This is a genomic window from Vibrio lentus (assembly GCF_002875945.1).
GTDB classification, from domain to species: Bacteria; Pseudomonadota; Gammaproteobacteria; order Enterobacterales; family Vibrionaceae; genus Vibrio; species Vibrio apostichopi.
The window spans coordinates 80,151-101,866 of record NZ_MCZK01000036.1; the positions used below are offsets into that span (position 1 = coordinate 80,151).

Sequence of the window (21,716 nt, forward strand, 5' to 3'; positions counted from 1 at the left end):
TTAGGGTTAACGTTCGCCTTAACCCTCTCTTAACCCCCAGCTCGTTATCTTGTCTCCATTCTTACAGGAGACAAGAAGATGAAATTGAATCTTCCTTTAAAACATTCCGTTATCGCGCTCGCTCTAATTGGTTTGATCGGTTGTACTTCAACCAGTCAGGTTGATTACGTATCGCTAGCCGAACAAAATACTAATCAGACGCAGCAAAGTTTGCTCTCGGAGCTGATCCAGAAAGCTTCTGATGAACAAGCTTTGGATCAAAAGGCTTCTAATGGCCAAGATCTGGAAACTGAGAACCTACAGCTCACCGATCTCGTGAATGCACCAGAACTCGATCTCTATATCGAGCGTGCGCTGCAGAACAGTCCAAGCCTCCAGCAAAGCATCACAGCACTCAAAATAGCCTATGCACAACAAGGTGTGACGTCTGGCGACCGCTTGCCAACCGTAGATGCGAGCTTTTCTGGTAAAGCTGACGAAGGCACTAACGGCTCAAGCACCACCGAAACCTATACCACAGATGTGACGGTTGGTTGGGAGCTTGACCTATGGCAGAAGCTTGCAGACACAAATAACGCCGCATTAAAAGACATTGCGACGTCTCAGGCTAACCTTCAGGGCGCTCAAGACCTTTTGGTCGCGAGTGTGATGAGAGGTTGGCTTGATATCAGTTTGAAGCAGCAGCTTGTTGATATTGAAACGCAGCGCTTAGTGATTCTAGAGAACAACGAAGAGCTGGTTTTAGAACGTTACCGCGCAGGGTTAGGTAGCCTTGAAGACCTGGATAACGCCAAAACCAGCAGCGCATCGACTCAGGCAACTTTAGCTGACTACCGCGAGCAACTTGCACAAAGTCGCCGTGAGCTGGTTCTGTTAACAGGGCAATGGAGTGGCGACTCTGATCTAGCTTCAATACCTGAACTCGGTTCATTCCCAACCATCATTAACCCGCTAGACAACATGCCGACGCAAGATCTGGCAGGGCGTCCGGATCTGCAAGCCGCTTTCTTCAATATCGAAGCAGAAGCATTGCGTGCCGATGCTGCATATAAAGCGATGCTGCCTTCGATCAGTTTATCAGCCAGCCTAACCGATATGGCGGAATCTCCGAGTGAAGCCTTGTTGACTGGGCCTTTGTGGAGTGCACTTGGTCAAGTATCAGCACCACTGTTTCAAGGTGGCAAGCTTAAAGCACAAGCTGAGATTGCAGACCTAACCACAGAAACCAGCTACTGGGCTTACCAAGAAACACTGCTTAGTGCGGTGAATGAAGTGGAAAACGCGATGGGACAAGAGTCGTCACTAACACTTCAACAGCAACATCTCGCCAATGCCTTAGTGAGCGCACAACGCAGCTTCACCAGTTATGAAGAAAAATACCGTCAGGGTTTGGTCGACATTTTTGATCTACTTTCTGTTCAGCAACAAACCTATGACCTTGAAGCGCAGCTAACACAAACCATTTATAACCGTCTTGTAAACCGAATTGATTTAGGCCTAGCTCTGGGCTTGGGAGTATCTTCATGAAACTGAATACCATCACAATTGCCATCACTTTAGTGGCTGGTTCAAGCATCTTTGCAGCCCTTGCTTACAACGGTTCTCAAGTGGCTCCTGCTCCTGAAAAGGCCAATGAACTAGTGGTTTCAGAGCCTCAAGCTGTGTCTGTTGATACTGACACGACGACTTTAGCTGTATCACAACAGCAGCAAGTGTCTGTGGTGCTCGCAACATTGGGTAACTACCAAGCAGAAGTTGTGGGTTACGGAGAAGCGAAGTCGCGTTACGAATTGATGTTTTCAACGGAAGTCGGCGGCCGAGTAGAAACGATCAGTTCGCAGTTTGAAACAGGGCAAGTGATTGGCCAAGGTGAGGTGATCGCCAATATCGATTCGACCAGTTACCAACAAGCGGTAACCCAAGCAAAGGCGAATGTGGCTCAAGCTCAATTAGATTTGTTGGAAGAACAAAGACAAGGCGAACAAGCTAAGTCTGAATGGCAACGTTCTGGTTTGTCTGGCGAGCCGGATTCACCTTTGGTATTGCGTGAACCGCAATTAGCGCAAGTGACAGCTGCTTTAGAGAACGCCAAACTTGAATTGGTAAAGGCTGAGCAAGACCTCGAAAAAACAACCTTGGTTGCCCCTTTTGATTCGTTGGTCGTGAGCCGTGATGTTCAACCGGGAAGCTACGCACAGACGGGCGTACAGATCGCTACGTTATACAGCATCGATGAGATTGAAGTTTCCGTGCCTCTTTCTGAAAGCCAATGGTTGAGCCTACCAAACAGCGATAACACGCAATTGAAAGAGCAGCCGTGGCCAGTGACTCTGTCGAGTTCTGATGGTCAATTCCAATGGCAAGGTTATGTCGAGCGAGTAGAGCAGCACTTACAACAAGACACACGTCAACGTTCACTGATCGTGAAAGTCGATAATCCTTTGGAACAAGTGAAAGATCTTTATCCAGGCACATTCGTACAAGCGACGATTTCGGGCAAGCAACTAACTCAACTGTGGGAGCTTCCAGCTTCAGCACTTTCGCAGCAGGGTGACCTGTGGTTTGTGGATGGCAACGGTCTGCTTTCTAAATCAAACGCGGATGTTGAGTTTGAAAAGGGCGGTTTGATTTACATCGACCCTACTAAGCTGAACAACTCTGCCGATTGGAATAGTCTTACAGAATCAAATAGCGACAGCGTACAAGTGGTTAAGCGTCCATTAAGCAGCTTTAAATCCGGCATGGTTGTGCTGGCTAAGGCGGAGGGTTAGTCATGCCTAACGAGCTGAAACCTAATAACCAAGTGCACAGTAACCGGACGTCGGATAAACCGCATACTGGCGTAATCGCGTGGTTTGTTAACAACTCTGTGGCAGCGAACTTATTGCTCGTTGGCGTGATCATTATTGGCGTGTTATCGCTCAACACGTTACGTAAAGAGGCTTTCCCAAGCCTTGAACCTGATGTTGTCACTGTTTCAGTCACTTATGACAGCGGTGACCCTGTTCAAGCGGAAGAAGGGTTGGCGATCAAGATCGAAGATGCGTTAGAAACCGTACCTGGTATTAAGCGTATTACGTCTACTTCTGATGCGAACGGCAGCCATGTTTCGATTGAGAAAACGAGCACTTACGATCTTGATACCCTATTAGCCGACGTGAAAACCAAGGTTGATGCAATCAATAACCTGCCTGCAGGCGCTGACAATCCTGTGATTGATAAGGCTCGAATGCAAGATCATGCATTATGGGTACAGCTTTATGGGGATGCAGATCGAGCAACGTTGCAGAGCTTAGTCGAGCAACTTAAGTCGGACTTGTTGAGCCAATCAGCGATTCGTGACTTAGAGATTAAGGCCAAAGCAGATCCTATGATCTCGGTCGAGGTTGATGAGAACAAGCTGCAAGCTTACGGCTTAACTCTGACTGATGTTTCAGAAGCGATCAACGCGGAGTCTTCAGCTGCTATTTCTACCAGCCTTCGTAATGGTGAAAAAACGGTTCGTTTGAAGGTGTCGGAACAGGCGTATGAGATCCAAGATTTCAATGCAATTCCGGTGATGACGACCACCGATGGCACTCAAATTACATTGGGTGACATTGCTAACGTGGAAGACATGTTTGCCGATGACACCTTCATGCTTTCTCGTTACAACCAACAGAATGCGATGGCGATTCAGATCGTGATGGATGAATACGGAGACGTCGTCAGCATCGTTGAACAGGCTCAACAAGTGGTAGATCGCTGGGAAAACAGCAACATGCTGCCGAGCGATGTCGAAATCGAAACTTGGTACGACAAAAGTACCATGATCAAAGACCGTTTGAGCCTGTTGGTGAAGAACGCGTTAACGGGTATTGCTCTGGTATTTATCGTGTTAGCGGTATTCCTTAATGTGCGTGTCGCTTTCTGGGTGGCAGCGGGCTTACCGTTCGTATTCTTTGGCACCATGTTCTTCATGACCGACACTTTTATGGGGTTAACCATCAATGAAATGACCACCTTTGGTTTCATTATGGCGCTCGGGATAGTAGTCGATGATGCGGTGGTGGTCGGGGAAAGTATCTACTCCACGCGCAAGGAAGAAGGCGACTCGATAGGCAGTACCATTCGAGGCACCATGAAGGTGGCATCACCGACCATATTTGGTGTGTTAACGACGGTTGTTGCCTTCTTAGCACTGGCTAACGTTGAAGGTAAAATGGGTCAGATTTACGCTCAGTTCGGTACGGTTGTGACTATCTGTTTGTTGCTGTCTTTGGTTGAGTCTAAGTTCATCCTGCCATCGCACCTTGCACACATTAACACCAAACGCAGTGACAAAAAGGGGCTGTGGGCTCGTGTTCAACATGCTGCCGATACTGGGCTAGGTTGGTTTAATAAGCGCATCTATTGCCCTGTGATTGAATGGGCGCTGAAACTTCGTTATGCCGTGGTGATGGTTTTCTTGTCACTGCTTATCTTGGTAGCAGGGCTGCCAATGACGGGTGCAGTTCGTGTGGCTTTCTTCCCTGATATGCCGGGCGACACTGTGACTGCTGATATGTCGATGCAAAACGATGCGAGTTTTGGTCAAACTCAACAAAACTTATTAGTACTTGAAGCGGCCGCGACACAAACTGATGAAACTTTGAGAGCGCAATACGGTGCTCAAGATGAAGCATCGGAACTGCTTAGCCTTCAGGTTATCGCCGATGCCGATGATTCTGGCCAAGTGAAAATTGAATTGGACAGCGACAGTGTTTACACATCGAACGAGTTTGCAGATGCATGGCAAGAGACTGTTGGCCAAATGGAAGGGGTTAAGAAGCTTAAAATCTTGTCTAAAATGGAGATGGTCGACAACTTCAAAGTTGAACTGAAAGCGTGGAATGAAGAATCAGTTTCGGCGGCGGGCAATGAGTTCTTAACTAAGCTGCAAGCAATTGACGGTGTGAGTGGCATTGATCATAACTTGGATCTGGGTGAGCCTCAGTATCGTTTCGAATTGACACAGCAAGGCCGTGCGCTTGGGTTTGATACGGCAAGCCTTTCACAGCAAGTATTACAGGCGTTTGGTGGTGACATTGTTCAGCAGTTCCAACGTGGTAAAGATGAGGTGAAAGTTCGAGTTCGTTACCCAGAATCGGATCGCCAAACCATTGCGGATATCAAACAATCGAGCGTGAGAACCAGTGACGGTACCGTGGTGCCTTTGAGTACGGTTGCGAAAGTACATTCAGATTACCAAGTATCAGAAATCACACGCATTGATAGCCAACGCGCTGTATACATCAGTGCAGTATTAGATAAAGACGTGGTGGCACCGGCAGAGCTTGTTCGTCAGCTGCAAGAGACATTAGTACCAGATCTAGAAGCGCAGTACCCGGGATTAACGGTCGATTTTGCAGGCGAAACGGAAGAGCAAGAAGAGACGGCTAGCTCGATGATGAGCATGTTTGTGCTCGCTATGATTGCGATTTACACGCTGCTTGCTATCCCGCTGAAGTCTTACATTCAACCGGTGATCATCATGACGGCGATTCCATTTGGTATTGTTGGCGCAATCCTAGGACACTGGTGGAATGACTTAACAATCAGTATCCTATCGTTAAACGGTATTCTCGCGTTGAGCGGTGTGGTGGTGAATGACAGCTTGTTGTTGGTTTCTCGTTTTAACGAGTTAATCAAAGAAAAGGGTAAATCGGTTCACGATGCAATTGTTGAAGCGTGTTTTGGTCGACTGAGAGCGGTATTACTTACATCGGTTACGACGTTCGCAGGTTTGACGCCACTATTGAGTGAAACGTCTTTGCAGGCTCAATTCCTGATTCCTGCGGCAGCGGCGCTAGGCTACGGTATTTTGTTTGCGACGTTTATTACGCTGATTCTGACGCCTGCATTATTAATGATTCAGTGTGAGATTAAGTCGCTGATTCTTAAAGTCACAAATCGAGTCAAAGGCGTTGAACAAACGGCTTAATAATGGCTAAGCTAATGATATTTAGGCTGATGAATGCCGAGTGAGTCTCGGCTGCATTGGTCTAGTTTCGTTACTAAACAAGATATTAAAGATCACTGTATAACAAGCCACACAACAACTAATAATAGAGGTCGTCATGATGGCAGAATCCGTCACTAATAAACTCACAGATAAGCTTCAATTACTTTTGGTTGAAGACGACCTCGATTTGGCGACGGCTGTCATCGATTACCTCGATTTAGAAGACATTCAGTGTGATCACGCAGCGAATGGTTTAGCTGGACTCAACCTTATCGAAACCAATCGCTATGATGCGGTGATTCTCGATCTTAACTTGCCCAAAATGAACGGCTTGCAGGTTTGTGAGAACTTGCGAGCACAGGGTATCGACACACCAGTCTTGATGCTCACTGCGCGTGATACGCTAGACGACAAGCTGACGGGTTTTTCAAAAGGTGCTGATGATTACTTGATCAAACCATTTGCGATGGAAGAGCTAATTGTTCGAGCGCAAGTATTGGCCAAACGACGCAGTGGTCAGGTGAGCCGCTTATCGGTGAGTGATCTGGAGATCGACCTTAAACAACATCAAGCTTATCGAGCTAACTCTCCTCTCAAGCTTTCCCCAACCGCACTCAAAATCTTAGAAGTGTTGATGCGTTCTAGCCCTAATCCTGTTTCACGAGAGACGATCATGCAGGGCGTGTGGGGCAACGATCAACCCGACAGTAATAGCTTAAAAGTGCATATCTTCAACCTGCGTAAACAAGTCGATGCTGAACAAGACAATAAGTTGCTGCATACCATTGCGGGCAAAGGCTTTGCGATTAAGGAGTTACGACAAGAATGAAGATCAGACCAAGTTTAAGGATCTACGTTTTACTGGCGATTCTGGTTACAGGTGTGACGACGATTCTAGTTCTGTCTGCATTGAGCGTAAACTATTTTGTCTCGGGTATGGATATCGCGATGCGCGGCTCTATGATTGTCCAAGCTCAACAAGATGCTGTGAAACCCGGCAAGCCGATGACCAACCAAGAGTTTACTGTGGCGACGCAATGGAGTGACTTGCCACAAAGCATCCAGAGCAACCTCAAGCAGAATGAACTCCAGTTCAACCTCATTACTAAAATGATCATTGGTAAATCCATATTTTCACCGCCAGAAGAAGGCTACTTCGCCATGAAGGCGATGAAAGGTGACGAGATTCGTTATGTTTCTGCGGTGTTTACTCAAAGGCAAGATCACTTCATAGATAACGATGCGCTTCCGCACTTTGTGACGATTTTTTTGACTGCATTAGGCGCGATTACTCTGTTCGTGGTCATTCTGGTTTTGGTATTACGTAAGGTCGCATCGCCTGTTGAACGACTCAAGAATTGGGCTAAGTCGTTAGACAAAGATAACCTCAATGAACCCACTCCCGATTTTCATTTCAGTGAGCTGAACACTTTGGCTAACATCATTCGTGACAGCTTAAGTTCGGTTCAAAGCAGCTTAGAACGAGAGCAGAAGTTCTTAGGGTACGCGAGCCATGAGTTACGCACACCTATCGCTGTGACAAGAACCAATAGTGAACTGTTAGAGAAGTTGATTCAAAAAGGTAAGAGCCCAGAAAAGCAGCTTGAAGTGATAGACCGAATTAAGCGTGCGGGTTTCACCATGACAGATCTGACAGAGACCTTGTTGTGGCTAACTCGACAACAAGACAAAGACCTGCCTCTGCAAAACATACATCTTGGCGATATGTTGCAACAGATAAGCCACGACTTAACCTATCTATTGAATGGAAAGGCTGTGGTCGTGAACCTTGAAAGCGACAACACACAGTGTCAGTTGCCTGTAGGGCTAACTCGAATTGTATTGACCAACTTGATTCGTAATGCCTTCCAACACACAGGAAGCGGCACTGTAGACATAGTTCAAGTCGGTTCAAAAGTGACTATTGTTAACCACAACACCGACGGCACGGTAGAAGATAATAATCTCGGCTTTGGTTTAGGGCTAGAGCTCACCGAGAAGCTGCTCGCACAATATCAATGGCAATACCATAACCAAGAGTTGGCTGGTGGACGTGAAGTGTGGGTGGATTTCTCATAATGCACTGGCGTGATCGTTTTAAGGTGTATTGGTATCACCGAAAGCAAACAAACCGCTCTAATGGCGATAAGGCTAAAGCATTAGGCTGGACTAACGAAGAGAGTCAATTATGTCGTTTCGAAGTCATTGCACGCTCGGCAGACTTTGAAAAGAAGAGTGTTTTGGATTTAGGGTGTGGCTACGGGGAGTTGTTTGCACTGCTCGACAGCATCTATCGAATTCAATCTTATACGGGTGTTGACCAACACGCAGACTTCCTAAAAAAGGCCAAGCAAAATTACACCGAAGCTCGTTGCCAGTTTTTATCGGGTGATATGAGTAAGATGAGCCTCGAAGCGCACGACGTGGTTATCGCAAGTGGTTCACTGAACTACATCTCTCGCGATTCTGATTACCTAACAAATATGATCACTCGTATGTTTGAATTGGCGAATCAGACCGTGATTTTTAACCTTCTCAATTCAAGCCAATATCCTTCGCGTAATACCTTAATGAGTTATCACCCTCAGGGCGTTTATCGCTTCTGTAAAACGCTGTGTGACGATGTCTCTCTGATAGAAGGCTATGCAGAAGGGGATTTCACGATAGTGATGAACAAAGCAGTGACAGGGGATTGATGTCGTCTTTGTCTTTATCTTTACGCAGGTTTTGATATTAACAACTCTTGATACGAGTACTAACGTAACAAACAGTAAAAAGCCGCAGACCTTGAGAGGTTTGCGGCTTTTTAGGTTTTATAGATGAACTCCGGAGTTTCTATTTACTCAATGGCTGGTTTTCAATTAGCCCATACGGAATCGTAGTAAACACCTTAGGATTACCTTTTAACGTCGGTGCTTCGTTCACTTGTTGCCAATCGAGCAGCATGATCGCCAACACGTTGCGGTGTTCACCGTACTCAAGGTCAAAATCGCCAGTAATGGAAGGAATCATCCCATATTTCTCATCGATAGAGGCTTGGATCGCGAGTCGAGTTTTCTCTACTACCGGGTCATCTTCTAAGCCCGCAAGCAAGAAGGTCAATCCAACCTCTGCAATCACATCTTCTTTAGCGCGCAGTAGAATGGTATCGATGTTCTCTCTGAAGTAATCGTAGATCCATTGATGTTCTTGCTCGCTGACTTGGTGTTGGTAATATTCCGAATCACCAAAGATCACATGTGTCATACCATAGATTTTATTGCCGTATTGCTGGCTTGAAAGCTTCTTGTCTTTGTCGTCAGGGTACGCTTTTTTGAAGGTGTCGACGAACTCCTCAACGACATCTTGCTCGCCCAGTTGGCGCAGCCAGTAAACCTGATTAGCTAATTGTGCTGCCCAGGCTTTTATCATGTCTTCATTGGTTACGTAGCGTGAAAAGTCATAGCGACGAATGATTTCACGTAGCTTGGCATCGTTCTTGTGTTCTAAACCGTACTCATTGGCACGCGCCATAGAGCCAAGAAGGTCAACGCCAAGGTAGAGATATTCCGGCATGTGTTTGGTGATGTTGTAACGTCGAACACTGCGTTCATCGTCATCGCCCACATACGAAGCCACGCGCTTTTCTGAGTAAAGTACGATCTGTTCCATGGTTTGAACATCATTAGACAGGCGGCTAAGCTTGCTCGATACCCGCGCCATGTCACTCCACACCGCGGCAGAATATTTATCGTCTAATGTTTGTCGATACATACGCAAACCATAGTGACCTTCTTTGAAAGCGGGCAGGGTATAAAGTTGGCTTTCGTAGGTTGTGCGAATCAGATTGGCAGATTGCTTGAAAGATTGTTCTTGAGAGTCCAGAGAATCAGCGGGGGACGGAACATTTGGTACGCTTGTTGCTTGTTTGTTCTCTTGTATGTTAACAGGCTGTTGTGTGTCAAAGGCCGTTTGCGCATCAGATGTTGCTTGTGCATGAACCGCAACTGCAACGGAGGCTGATAACAATGTGCACAGAGTTAGCGTTTTTAGCTTCATGTTCGTAAGGTACCAAGCTGATTAATGGTAAGTATAAAATAACACTGATGAATCCTTTAATGTAAGGTTTGGGTCAATACAATGTAAGCTTTATAAGGTTCATTAAGGTTTTTTGATTTAATAATCAGGGTAGTTAACTCACGGTGAAGTGATGAATGGCTCAATAATGAAATGAGACCCGACGCAAAGTGTGGATTTTTAGTTACTTGTCGGCATACTGAACGAATTAGCCAGGAATGAGCCGATTTAAGGCAGTAAACAGAACAAAAGTGTTAGAGGTTCGTAAATGCCCAGTCGTTCTAGCAAGCAGTGGCCTGCCAAATTATTATCTTTGTTGTTGCTCTTGGTGGTGGTAACCGCCATAGAGGTTTTTCACGCCAAGCAATTAACCTTCCTCAAAAATGAATCATACTCTGAGGCAAAAAAGCAGCTTTCCATCATTCGCTCTCGCATAGAAGCCGCGATCGTATCGGATATGTATATCCTCAATAATTTCTCTACACTTGTGACGATAAACCCAGACAGCGATATGAAAAGCTGGGACAAAATAGCCCAAAATATCATTCGAGATGGGTACCACATTCGCCTGATTGGCCTCGCTGAAGATGACATCCTTAATTTCGTTTACCCAATGGAAGGCAATGAGCAGATCCTGGGTATTGATTATCGAGATCATCCAACCCAATGGGAATCAGTTGAAATAGCGCGAAATATTGGTAACACCTTTATCGCTGGACCTTTTGATCTGTTTCAAGGTGGGCAAGCCTTGATTACGCGCACACCTATTTTCAGAGACCCTCCTTTTAATCAAGACTATTGGGGAGTATCTAGTGCAGTGATTGATCTCGATGAGCTGTATGAAGACGTCGGTATTGGCAAGATTGAAAACAAATATGAACTCGCGATTCGTGGTGCGAACAGTTCAGGTAAAGAGGGTCCTATCTTCCACGGTGAACAAGATGTATTTACGAATGCGTTTGCCACTGAGCAAGTGAACTTCCCTTATGGCGGCTGGTTTTTGGCGTTATCCGGAAACGAGCATGTCTTGATGGATGTGCCTTGGTATCGAATTCAAATTGTCAGGCTGGTGGGTTACACCATTATGCTTGTGTTGGCGATTGCCTTTATGACCATTTATCGCCTGTACCGCATTGCCGATAGCCGCTCTATGCATGATGAACTCACCATGTTGCCGAATCGCCGATACTTCATGTATAGCTTAAAGCAGGCATTCAAGGTCACCCAAAAACAGAGAGCGAGAACCTTTGCCGTTGTGAATATCGATCTCGATGGTTTTAAAGCGATCAATGACACTTTTGGCCATGCTGCTGGCGATCAGGTGTTAATTGAGTGTGCTAAGCGTATCAAGAGCGAATTGCGTGTTTCGGATCTCGTCGCAAGGATCGGGGGCGATGAGTTCTTAGTTTTGCTACCTCGTATCATTGATGAGCAACATGCTTCTTCGATTGTGGCTAAGCTTAGAAGAGCGATATGTACCACCCCCGTTGTCTATGAAGCGCACTCTATTTATCTTCGAATTAGTGTTGGTTGGATTATCCATAATAATAACTACGATGACGTCGATGCGCTCTTGAAAGCAGCTGATGAAAAAATGTACGAACAGAAGCGACAAGTTATCTAGGTTGAATTTGAGCTACGATTAGAATTTAGTTGCTGAATGTGGGGAAAAGCCTCAGAATACCGCGCTTTGCTTCGTATCAATCTAATTGATAAGCAAAAGCTGTAGCAATACGTCTTCATGGGGTGTTGCTCATACTAAATGTTATTCAACTGAGAAAATAATCTATGAGTTTTACCTCCCTGGGCCTTTCTGAACCGATCCTTAAAGCTATTGAAGCACAAGGTTACGATAAGCCATCACCAATCCAAGAGAAAGCCGTACCAGCTGTCCTAACGGGCAAAGATGTAATGGCCGCTGCTCAAACAGGTACAGGTAAAACTGCTGGCTTCACGCTACCTATTCTTGAAATGTTATCAAAAGGCCCTCGCGTACGTCAGAACCAAGTTCGTGCGTTAGTGCTAACACCGACTCGTGAGCTTGCTGCGCAGGTAAATGGCAGTGTGGTTAAGTACGGTATCAATCTACCTCTGACTTCTACGGTTGTGTTTGGTGGCGTGAAAATTAATCCTCAGATGCAAAAACTGCGTAAAGGCAGTGATGTGCTGGTGGCAACGCCGGGTCGTCTGCTTGATCTATACAACCAAAACGCAGTGCGTTTTGATCAGCTAGAGATCCTAGTGTTAGATGAAGCCGACCGTATGCTAGACATGGGTTTCATTCGCGATATCCGTAAGATCTTGGCTTTCTTGCCTAAGAAACGTCAGAACCTACTGTTCTCAGCAACGTTCTCTGATGATATTCGTGGCTTGGCTAAAGGCTTAGTAAACAACCCAGTTGAAATCTCGGTAAGCCCTGCAAACTCAACGGCACCAACTGTTGAACAAAGCATTTATCCAGTAGATAAAAAGAAAAAAAGCGCAATGTTAGCGAAGCTGATCAAAGATAATGATTGGCGACAAGTGCTCGTGTTCAGCAAAACGAAACATGGTGCGAACAAGCTTTCTCACTTCCTTGACGAGCAAGGCATCTCTGCGGCACCTATTCATGGTAACAAGAGCCAAGGCGCGCGTACTAAAGCCCTAGAGAACTTCAAAACGGGTAAAGTACGAGTATTAGTAGCAACAGATATTGCAGCTCGTGGTATCGATATTCCGCAACTGCCTCAAGTAGTGAATTTCGACCTTCCAAACGTATCAGAAGATTACGTTCACCGTATTGGTCGTACTGGCCGTGCTGGTGAAGTGGGTAAAGCAATTTCATTGGTTTGTGCTGACGAAGTGGGTGAACTGTTTGGTATCGAGCGCCTTATTCAGCAAGTGCTTGAGCGCCGTGAACTTGAAGGTTTTGCACCTGTAAACAAACTGCCTGAATCTCGTTTGGATTCGCGTCCGATTAAGCCTAAGAAGCCGAAAAAGACACGTGAACACTCTGATGGTCAACGTTCTGGTGAGAATGCTCGCGGGCACAAACCAGCTGGCAAGAACAAGCGTCATGTTTCTGGTTCAGGTTCTGCTCCTAAGCGTAAGCCAAATGCGAGCAAGCCTAACTCAGGTAACAAAGGCTCTGACAGTAACTCTGCAGTTGCTGGTGATGATAAGTCTGTAAGAAACAATGGTAGCAACTACAAGCGCGGTAATGCTGCTGGAGGTGCTGAGAAGAACACCAATTCAGGCGGTCAAAACGGTGCTGGTAAGCCTAAGAAATCAGGTTACGGTGGTAGCTACGGCCCTGGCCGTTCATCAAACCAATCAGCGTCTAACAAGCCTTCTAGCAATAAACCTTCGACGAACAAACCGTCTGGTAGCAAGCCATCTAGAAATCGTTCTAAGCCTGCAGCTCAAAAGTAAAGACAAGTTCGGTTGAAGTTGATTACTGCGAAGGTCGCTTTTTGAGAAAGCCACCTTCTGCAATGAGCAGTTAGAGACTAAGAGATATACGTTAGAAACTAGCAGCTATACGTTAGAAGCTTTGAATCGAATCCAATGAAACGCGAATGTTGATACTCAATGTTCGCGTTTTTTTATACGTGCTATATAGCAATGTTATGGGTTGTTAGGTTGAAAATAGGCTGAGTAAATGGGAGATGATAGGCTCTTAGAGGATTAATCGAACGTTAATCTTTATTTAATAACAACATAATCACTAGCGTTTTTGTTTTATTTTGCAATTTGCAATTTCACTTTGCAAAATAAACAGCAATTCGTGTCTAATACGTGTCCAGATGCGTAGTAAATACGTAGGTGAAAAGTTGGCACGCATGCTGCATTAGTAATGGTGACCCTTCTTAAGCCGAGGGTCACCTAGCCAACTGACGTTGTTAGTGAACCCATATTGTTCACACAAAATATATGACCAATCACCTTTATTGTGATTGGTTTTTTTTTGCCTGAATTTTGAGTTCTATTGGTTATTTTTACTAAGCTCGTGAATCGAACATAGCAAACGAATTTACTATGTTTTTATTCGAGAGCGTGTTCTTATTTGAGAGCGTGTTGTTGCTTTGTTGCATTAGAGTCGCTAAAAGGTCGCTAATCCTCACCACACTTTGAATAGCAGCTTGGTTGGCGTGGACATTCTCCCCCTCTGGAGCAGATAAGCCTCGCCTCTGTTTCGATCCCGCGTTCAATCCAATTTATATTTAGAATCTTGGCTACTGTCGTGAGATCTTTCTTGATGTTACGTGGTATTGCTACCGAGCCGCCATTGCTGACGCAAGAAGCCTTAAGCTGCTCTGCGATGTCTCTTGAATTACCACCTTGAGCATCAATCGCCGGGTTTAAGTCTATACCAGCACACAACACACGATTGTTACCCGCAGGATCCGTCATATTGATGGATTCACAGCAGTAGATTCTTGGCTCATCTCCCACATTTAAAATGGAGATTTGAGCTGAGCTACCCGCTCGAGGCTCTGATAATCGACGGAACACAGCCCAATGTTGACATGGGTCGGCGACCGTTCTCATATTCCCCCAAGGCAGTGGAATCCCGTTCCCGCGGTATACCGCCTTGAGCTTCCCCGGCCCATAAGCATCAAAGTAGTGCCAGTGAGGGTAGGGCGATACTACCGTCATTCGGCGCATCGCAACAGAGGGGGAAACCCCCGCTCTTTTGTGAACGTCGATTTCATAACCAGTACGATCAAGCAGCTGTCTAAACGGAACTTTTGGACACAGTAATGCGCCAGCAAAGAAGCTGGATTCGAAGTCTCGCCATGCTTGAAGAATGTCTTGAGAATTCAGCTGAGAAGATCCCGATATTTGGTTATCGTCCCAAGTGTTGTTGTTCCCAACCGACAACACACTCTTAAGCCCTTCCTTACTGTGCAAAATGCAATGGCCGATATAAACCGACAAATCGTATTTCAATCGAGTCGGGTACTCTTTGAGGATTTCGTTCAAGAAAATCGTACCGGGTGGTTCAAAGAACGAAGTCACCAATTGCTTGGCATTGATTCCGAGCTCATCCACCACGTCTTGAGGCGTGCGTGTTACCCAGCGGATTTGAATGCCTAAGTTTCTCGCGATGTCGATAAGGTCTTCGACGCCAAGGTTAAGGCGTTTCAAACCAACTTCTTCTGCTGCTCGTTCTAGATCAGGGAAGTGGTTTTGATTGCTTTCTTGGTGAGCTCGAATCAAGAGGTGGGCGAACTGACGACCAGAGATACCGGTTTGCGACAACATCTCTGGTATCGCAATTTGCAGGATGTCGTTAGAGAAAAGAAAGCTCGGCTCGAGTGCCATGCCACTTATCCCACCACGATTCCCTTTGGCAGGTGCAATGGCTTGTTGTTCTGATTCATCGTCGAGAAACCACGTGGGGTTCTTCTGAAAGACCTGCGCAATGACTTCCAGCATATCGATGCTTGGAACCCGCTTTCCACGTTCAATCATTGAAAGGTAAGAAACGGAAGGTGCGTACTCTGGGTTGATTCGAATACAACGCGCAGACAGATCTTCCATGGTTAAATGGTTACGCTTCCTCAGGTTACGGATCTTAGTACCTAGGAAATGTGACTGACGAACTAAACTTTTTGACAAGGCCATATTTGTAAAATTCACATTGTAAAATTTTTGTTGTGAAATTGTATGTAAAAAAGCGCTAATCTACAAACTAAGCAATTCACAAAATGACAAATAAATTAAACGTTAGTTTGGAATAATTGATCTAGGACACATTTTTGCTTTAAAAATCGGTGAATGTTCACCGGGTTAGTCAAGAGGGAAAGACTATGAATATGCTTACATTCGATAAAACAGAAATCCAAAAACAAACAAAACCATTTATCGCTGAAGCTGTCTTTGCCGTGGAGACTATCAGTGCCAAAGAGCAAACTGAGAAGCAACTCAAAGCGAAGCAACTGCTAGACCGATTGTTCCCACTAGAGAATGGCTCACATCAAGATGTAACGAGCTACGTAGTTGACTACCGCCATATCATGGCTTACTTCAAAGATGGCCAACACAGCGGCCTAAAGCATCCTAAGCAGTTTGTAGCTTACATGGGTGAGAAATGTGACCCAGACTCAATCTTGTTCCGAGACAGCAGTGGAAGCCATTTAGAAGTGATGTTTGGCTGTCACAAAGGGACAGGTTGCATTGAATTGGTCGATATCGATGATATTCAGTTAGAGTCGTGTACTACTTTTGGCCAGTCACCAATGGAAGCGGTACAAACGAATACTGAGCGTGAAGGAATCACGACAGCAATACGTCACTGGATCAGCCTAGTTCAAGGTGATGAGAAGGGTAAACCAAAAGCATGCAGTGAAGACAAAGAGTTCAGAGCGAAGAGCGGTGAGGATTACTGTCTTAATTACTGCTACGCACTTTAGCCTTTCGTACTCATGAAAGATGCTGAGTCATGAGTTAGCCATTTTGGTTGTTTTTAACATCAAACACTGACCATAAACGACAAAGCCCCAATGATTAACCTACTGGTTATTGATTGGGGCTTTTTGCTTTTCGATGTTAACTGCGAGTCTATTTTAATGCCTAGTGCCTAGTGCCTAGAGATCGGTGTTTAGCAAGCTGGCCGTTTCACAGTAATCTGTTTAGATAATTGCAAACTACAGTGGCATGACTCTATTTCGGCCTAGCGATTTCGCTTCGTAAAGTAGCTTATCAGCACGCTCGATCAGGGATTCCGCTGATTCACCAGGTTCAAGCTCTGCAACGCCAAATGATGCGGTGATGCTACCGACCTGTTGTCCGCTTCGGCGATCTTTGATCGACAGTTTTTCCAGAGATCGTCTATTGGTATCAGCAAGTTGACGTGCAATGCGTAATGACTTGTTTGGAACGATGAGAGCGAACTCTTCGCCACCAAATCGGTAAGCAGAAATACCTTCGCGGCACATTTGTTTTAACTTACGCGCAATGCCTTTAAGAACCATATCTCCAAATAAGTGGCCATAGGTGTCGTTGAAGTTTTTAAAATGATCGATATCGAGAAGAATCAGACATAACGACTGCTTGGCTTCGCACAATGTTTCCAAATCGCGGTCCAGAGAGCGTCGATTGTAAAGTGTGGTCGTGCTATCGAATAGTGCGTCTTTCTGTACTTCGACAAGCTGTGTCTTGAGCTTGCTGATTTCTGACGTAGCAGAGTTCAGTTGAGAGCTTAAGAACTGAGTCGAGTGTCGAATGTTGCGAGATTCAGAAACCAGCTGACGAACCAACGACATCACTTCATCGATAGACAAACTTTCATTGTCGACACGAGATAAGTCTTCGAAGCTCTTGTCGATCATCTCAGAGAAAGCTGAAGTGTCGGTGAGAGTATCGTTCATCGAGTTAGAAACCTCAGAAACTAACAGTTCTAGGTTTGCTCGTAAGTCATTGATATTGGTTTCGGATTTGCTTGCAACGTAGTTGTTGTAGAGCTGTTCACCTACCGCAGGAGGGCAGATACCATAGTGTTCTAACACACCATCCATATCTTTAGTGAGCTGCGGGATAGCGTTGTCGACATAGGTGTACCAAAGTGCGTAATTTGCAGGTGTTGTCGACACTCTATTCTTCATCATAAGAGGCACCGCTTTTTTCAAATTAGCGGTGGATTTCTGAAATTCATCTTTGTTCATTATTTTTACTACAGATACCAAACCAACTAAAGCCACTTGCGAACAAGGTTAGCGGATTTTACATGTATTTGCTTTAAAAATTATATAATTAATGGATAAGGGTTGGATAAATCAATCATTTTTATTATGGACATCGATTGCATATTTATATCGAACATTAAATAGAGTGTTCTTTGACCAAAGAGGAGAAGGCCAGTTTTTGAGTTTCACCAAGTCGATTGGTGATGGGTCAGCATAAAATTGGCAACGGCCACGAAGAATCGCTATGTTTTTGATAGATTGATTAGCTGTCTTCTCGGTGCTTTAAGAATCAATAGAAGATGAGCTTTGATAGTTGAGTTGAGAGAGTCGGGGAAAAGGTTAGTTGAAAAGTAGGTAATATGACGCAGTTCGGGGGCGATGATAACGGGGTAGAAGCTTTATTTCAGGTATAAAAAGTTTCAGGCATAAAAAAGCGCCGATAAAAATCAGCGCTTTAAAATTCTTTTTAGCTAAAAGCTAATTATTGAGCAACAACGTTTGCTGCTTGTAGGCCTTTTTGACCGTTTTCAACTTCGAAAGAAACCTTTTGGCCTTCTTTCAGAGTTTTGAAACCTTCTGAAGCGATTGCACGGAAGTGAACGAATACGTCAGCACCGCCGTTGTCTTGAGAAATGAAACCGAAACCTTTCTCTTCGTTAAACCATTTTACAGTGCCAGTATTTGTGTTAGACATAATTTGTCCCTTATTCATAAATTTTCTAAATTGTTGATTGCATTACTGCAATGCGCTGATAATTGAATTATTTAATATTGCTAAGAAATAAGGAAAAACTACTTACAAAAACGGGTAACGATTTTACATGTCATTTTTTACTATTTATCTAACTTAAATAACTCCGGCTAACAGAGCGAGTGCATGTTAACACAGTCTTTCGGGTTGTACACTCATTGATTGAGAAATCAGCGAGTTTTTTTGTCATGTTGTGCTCGTTAACAAAACCAGCCTTAATAGCTGATAGTTTTATAAAATCACACGCCATGTCAAAGTAAAAAGGAAGCCTGTAGCTTCCTTTTCTTCATCAGTATAGACGATATTAACGCTTGAAGTTGATATCTTCTGTCTGATCTAAGTTAATTTTTGTTTTCGCAGGTTGCGTTTCAGCGATCACCTTACCGTGTCGTACCGAGTATTGAACGGGTACTTGGCGACGAACAGCATCAAAACCATTGTCTGCAGGCAATATCAGTAGGCTACCAGGCTTACCTTCTTCAATACCGTAGTTGTCTTGAATGTTCAGAGTTCGAGCTGAGTTCTTGCTGATCAAATCAAGTGAGGTGTTGATTTGGTCGTAGCCCATAACTTGTGTAACGTGCAGTCCCATGTGCAGAACTTGCAGCATATTCGCTGTACCCAGTGGGTACCATGGGTCAAACACATCATCATGGCCGAAACAAACATTGATATTAGCCGCTAGCATCTCTTTAACACGAGTCACGCCACGACGTTTCGGGTAGTCATCGAAACGGCCTTGTAAGTGAATGTTTACTAACGGGTTTGCGACAAAGTTAATGCCCGACATTTTTAGCAAGCGGAATAGGCGAGATGCGTAAGCACCATTGTAAGAACCCATCGCCGTTGTGTGGCTTGCTGTTACTTTTTCACCCATGTCGAATTTATGAGCAAGGGCCGCCAGTGTTTCAACAAAGCGAGATTGCTCGTCATCGATTTCATCACAGTGAACGTCGATCAGGCAGTCGTACTTGCGAGCAAGCTCGAACGCATAGTGCAGAGATTCAATACCGTATTCACGAGTGAATTCGAAGTGAGGGATAGCACCAATAACGTCAGCACCGATCTTCACAGCTTCTTCAAGCAATTCTTTGCCGTTAGGGTATGAAAGAATGCCTTCCTGAGGGAATGCAACGATCTGGATGTCGACCCACTCTTTCATCTCTTCACGAACTTCAACCATCGCTCGTAATGCAACTAACGTTGGATCAGATACATCAACGTGAGTACGCACGTGTTGAACACCGTTAGCAATCTGCCATTTCAGTGTTTGTTTCGCACGAGACTTTACGTCTTCGATTGATAACAATTCTTTACGCTCAGCCCAACGCTCAATGCCTTCAAACAAAGTACCAGAGATGTTCCAGTTAGGTTCTCCAGCCGTTTGCGTAGTATCTAGGTGAATATGCGGTTCACAGAAAGGAGAAACTGCAATGCCACCTTCAGCATCAAGGATCTCACCTTGGTGATTGATTGGCGCGTCATTATCGAGAATGCGAGAAAATTGACCATTTTCAATCAGGATTTGTTTCAAGCCATCTTGGTCTTGAAGCTTCGCGTTCTTGATTAATAAGGTTGTCATAGTGTGTCCTTAAGCGGCCTGAGATTTCAGAGCGTTTTTATTCAATAGAGGGTTAAGCACGAGGTAACTGATCGCACCACCAAACACGGCGTTCAAAGGAACGATGCCAGGAAGGAAGTGACCAGCGGCTACGCCTGTTGCTACCGCGATAATGCCAGCCCAGTTAACGGTTTGGAACTCTGCTTTTGCAAAATCTTTGTAACGTTTACGGTTCGCAAAGAAGTCGGCGATGATTACGCCACCAATTGGTGGAATTGCCAGCGAAAGGAAGGTTAACCAACCGACGAAGTTGTTGTACAACCAAAGCGCGAAAATCGTACCTACGATACCGTTAATGATAGACATTGTAGTACTTGAGCGACCAGTGATGTTGGATAAACCAAGACCTGACGCATAAAGTGCGTTTTCATTGGTTGTCCAGATGTTCAAGCCTAGAACGATGATGGCAGGAAGTAGAAGGCCTTGTGCGATCATCACGTCTGAAATGTCAGAGAGACCCGTCGCTGCTGCACCTGCCGCGCCAAAGATAAACATCAGTGAGTTACCGATGAAGAATGCGACCATTGTAATTAACACGGCGCTCGCTGGCTTTTTACCAAAGCGAACGAAATCAGCAGTCAACGTACCCGCACTCACGAACGAACCAACAACCATTGCAAGCGCCATTGAGAAGTCCATTGGTGTTTCCGGCTCGATGAGTTGGAGCTGTTCTAGCCCGCCAACACTGTCTACCGCAGTCAATACTGAGTAACCACCCAGAATTGCAATCGCAGGAACGGCAACCGCTGAAAGCACCATCAGCGCTTTAATACCGAAGTACACCGTACCTGTCATCAACAAGCCTGATACAACAATCAAGGTGTTGGTATCAATGCCCGTGGCTTTCTGTACTGGAATTGCGAACATCGCTACACCTACGCCAAACCAACCGACTTGTGTACCACCAAGTAGAGCAGAAGGAAGCCATGAGCCTTTAGTACCGAAAGAGAAACGAGCAAGGAGGTGAGTAGAGAGGCCAGTAGATGAGCCGATGTAGCCAAGAAAAGAAGTGTAAATACCAAGAATTAGGTTACCGATGAGAACGGCGAGGAAGAAATCGTTGAAAGAAAGACCTGTCCCGAGTGAACCACCTGTCCACATACTTGCAGAGAAGAAAGTGAGTCCAAGCATTACCATGGTGAGTGAAGCAACTCCTTTCCTAGCCGATGTTGGAACCGGCCCAAGACTGTAGTTATTATCCGCAGCCATTTTTTACCTCCGCAATTGATCAAAATTAAAAATAACGGTCGCCGTATTGCAGGCAAACGAGCGCATTATGGTGATATAAATCACATAGTCAATGCTAGTTTTGTCAGTAAGTCCGCCATTAAGACAGCTTTGTTGAAAATAGATATTTAAAACATGAGGTTACTTTTCATATTTATTTTTTAAAAATAATTAGAAAACGTTTTCTATGGCGCAGATGATGAGTCAGGATTGAGCTTCACTATGAATGCTAACGATTATGGGTTTGAATGGGTGTCTGTATATTGGATGGACGATGTTTCTTAAATTGCAGGCAAAAAAATGGCCAATCGCAATATCCGCAATTGGCCTATATATATCGTGAACAAGAAAGGTTCACTAACAACGTCAGTTGGCTAGGTGACCCTCGGCTTAAGAAGGGTCAATATA

General features: G+C 45.0%; 15 protein-coding genes. 9 read left to right on the forward strand and 6 right to left on the reverse strand.

The features are described 5' to 3' along the window. Positions 1–78 precede the first annotated feature (78 nt). From BCT49_RS03325 to BCT49_RS03350, 6 genes are all read left to right on the forward strand, one after another. The gene (locus BCT49_RS03325) at positions 79–1,527 is read left to right on the forward strand and encodes a TolC family protein (protein ID WP_102434140.1); all 1,449 of its coding nucleotides are present in this window, start codon (positions 79–81) and stop codon (positions 1,525–1,527) included. Continuing rightward, entirely contained in the window at positions 1,524–2,771 is a 1,248-nt protein-coding gene (locus tag BCT49_RS03330) for an efflux RND transporter periplasmic adaptor subunit (RefSeq protein WP_102434141.1), read from the forward strand. The genes BCT49_RS03325 and BCT49_RS03330 overlap by 4 nt, the downstream gene beginning before the upstream one ends. A 2-nt stretch (positions 2,772–2,773) precedes the next feature. Continuing rightward, entirely contained in the window at positions 2,774–5,962 is a 3,189-nt protein-coding gene (locus BCT49_RS03335; protein ID WP_102434142.1) for an efflux RND transporter permease subunit, read from the forward strand. Between the two features lie 139 nt (positions 5,963–6,101). Continuing rightward, positions 6,102–6,812 (forward strand): response regulator transcription factor, encoded by a 711-nt coding sequence (locus BCT49_RS03340; RefSeq protein WP_102434165.1) that lies wholly within the window; start codon positions 6,102–6,104, stop codon positions 6,810–6,812. After that, the gene (locus BCT49_RS03345) at positions 6,809–8,062 is read left to right on the forward strand and encodes a sensor histidine kinase (RefSeq protein ID WP_102434143.1); all 1,254 of its coding nucleotides are present in this window, start codon (positions 6,809–6,811) and stop codon (positions 8,060–8,062) included. Before BCT49_RS03340 ends, BCT49_RS03345 begins: the two co-directional genes overlap by 4 nt. After that, the gene (locus BCT49_RS03350; RefSeq protein ID WP_102434144.1) at positions 8,062–8,679 is read left to right on the forward strand and encodes a class I SAM-dependent methyltransferase; all 618 of its coding nucleotides are present in this window, start codon (positions 8,062–8,064) and stop codon (positions 8,677–8,679) included. Before BCT49_RS03345 ends, BCT49_RS03350 begins: the two co-directional genes overlap by 1 nt. 139 nt (positions 8,680–8,818) lie before the next feature. Here BCT49_RS03350 and BCT49_RS03355 read toward each other — a convergent pair whose 3' ends face one another. After that, positions 8,819–10,021: a DUF3541 domain-containing protein gene (locus BCT49_RS03355; RefSeq protein WP_102434145.1), complete on the reverse strand. Its 1,203-nt coding sequence runs from the start codon at positions 10,019–10,021 to the stop codon at positions 8,819–8,821. A gap of 286 nt (positions 10,022–10,307) precedes the next feature. Here BCT49_RS03355 and BCT49_RS03360 point away from each other — a divergent pair, with 286 nt between their 5' ends. Beyond that, entirely contained in the window at positions 10,308–11,663 is a 1,356-nt protein-coding gene (locus BCT49_RS03360) for a diguanylate cyclase (RefSeq protein ID WP_102434146.1), read from the forward strand. 164 nt (positions 11,664–11,827) lie between these two features. Next, positions 11,828–13,450 (forward strand): DEAD/DEAH box helicase, encoded by a 1,623-nt coding sequence (locus BCT49_RS03365; RefSeq protein WP_102434147.1) that lies wholly within the window; start codon positions 11,828–11,830, stop codon positions 13,448–13,450. A 681-nt stretch (positions 13,451–14,131) separates the two neighbouring features. Here BCT49_RS03365 and BCT49_RS03370 read toward each other — a convergent pair. Continuing rightward, entirely contained in the window at positions 14,132–15,664 is a 1,533-nt protein-coding gene (locus BCT49_RS03370) for a DUF3612 domain-containing protein (RefSeq protein WP_102434148.1), read from the reverse strand. A 170-nt stretch (positions 15,665–15,834) separates the two neighbouring features. On the opposite strand from BCT49_RS03370, the gene BCT49_RS03375 reads away from it, so the two are divergent. Next, entirely contained in the window at positions 15,835–16,437 is a 603-nt protein-coding gene (locus BCT49_RS03375; RefSeq protein ID WP_102434149.1) for a malate synthase, read from the forward strand. A gap of 234 nt (positions 16,438–16,671) precedes the next feature. On the opposite strand, the gene BCT49_RS03380 is transcribed toward BCT49_RS03375, so the two are convergent. From BCT49_RS03380 to codB, 4 genes are all read right to left on the reverse strand, one after another. Then, on the reverse strand, positions 16,672–17,688 hold the full coding sequence (locus BCT49_RS03380; protein ID WP_102353660.1) for a GGDEF domain-containing protein: 1,017 nt from the start codon (positions 17,686–17,688) through the stop codon (positions 16,672–16,674). A gap of 502 nt (positions 17,689–18,190) precedes the next feature. Next, a complete protein-coding gene (gene cspE / locus BCT49_RS03385; protein WP_004730009.1) occupies positions 18,191–18,403 on the reverse strand; it encodes a transcription antiterminator/RNA stability regulator CspE in 213 nt (70 codons plus the stop codon). 361 nt (positions 18,404–18,764) lie between these two features. Continuing rightward, the gene (locus tag BCT49_RS03390; RefSeq protein WP_065112724.1) at positions 18,765–20,042 is read right to left on the reverse strand and encodes a cytosine deaminase; all 1,278 of its coding nucleotides are present in this window, start codon (positions 20,040–20,042) and stop codon (positions 18,765–18,767) included. A gap of 9 nt (positions 20,043–20,051) precedes the next feature. Then, complete coding sequence (gene codB, locus BCT49_RS03395; RefSeq protein ID WP_076667865.1) at positions 20,052–21,290, reverse strand: cytosine permease; 1,239 nt, start codon at positions 21,288–21,290, stop codon at positions 20,052–20,054. Positions 21,291–21,716 lie beyond the last annotated feature (426 nt).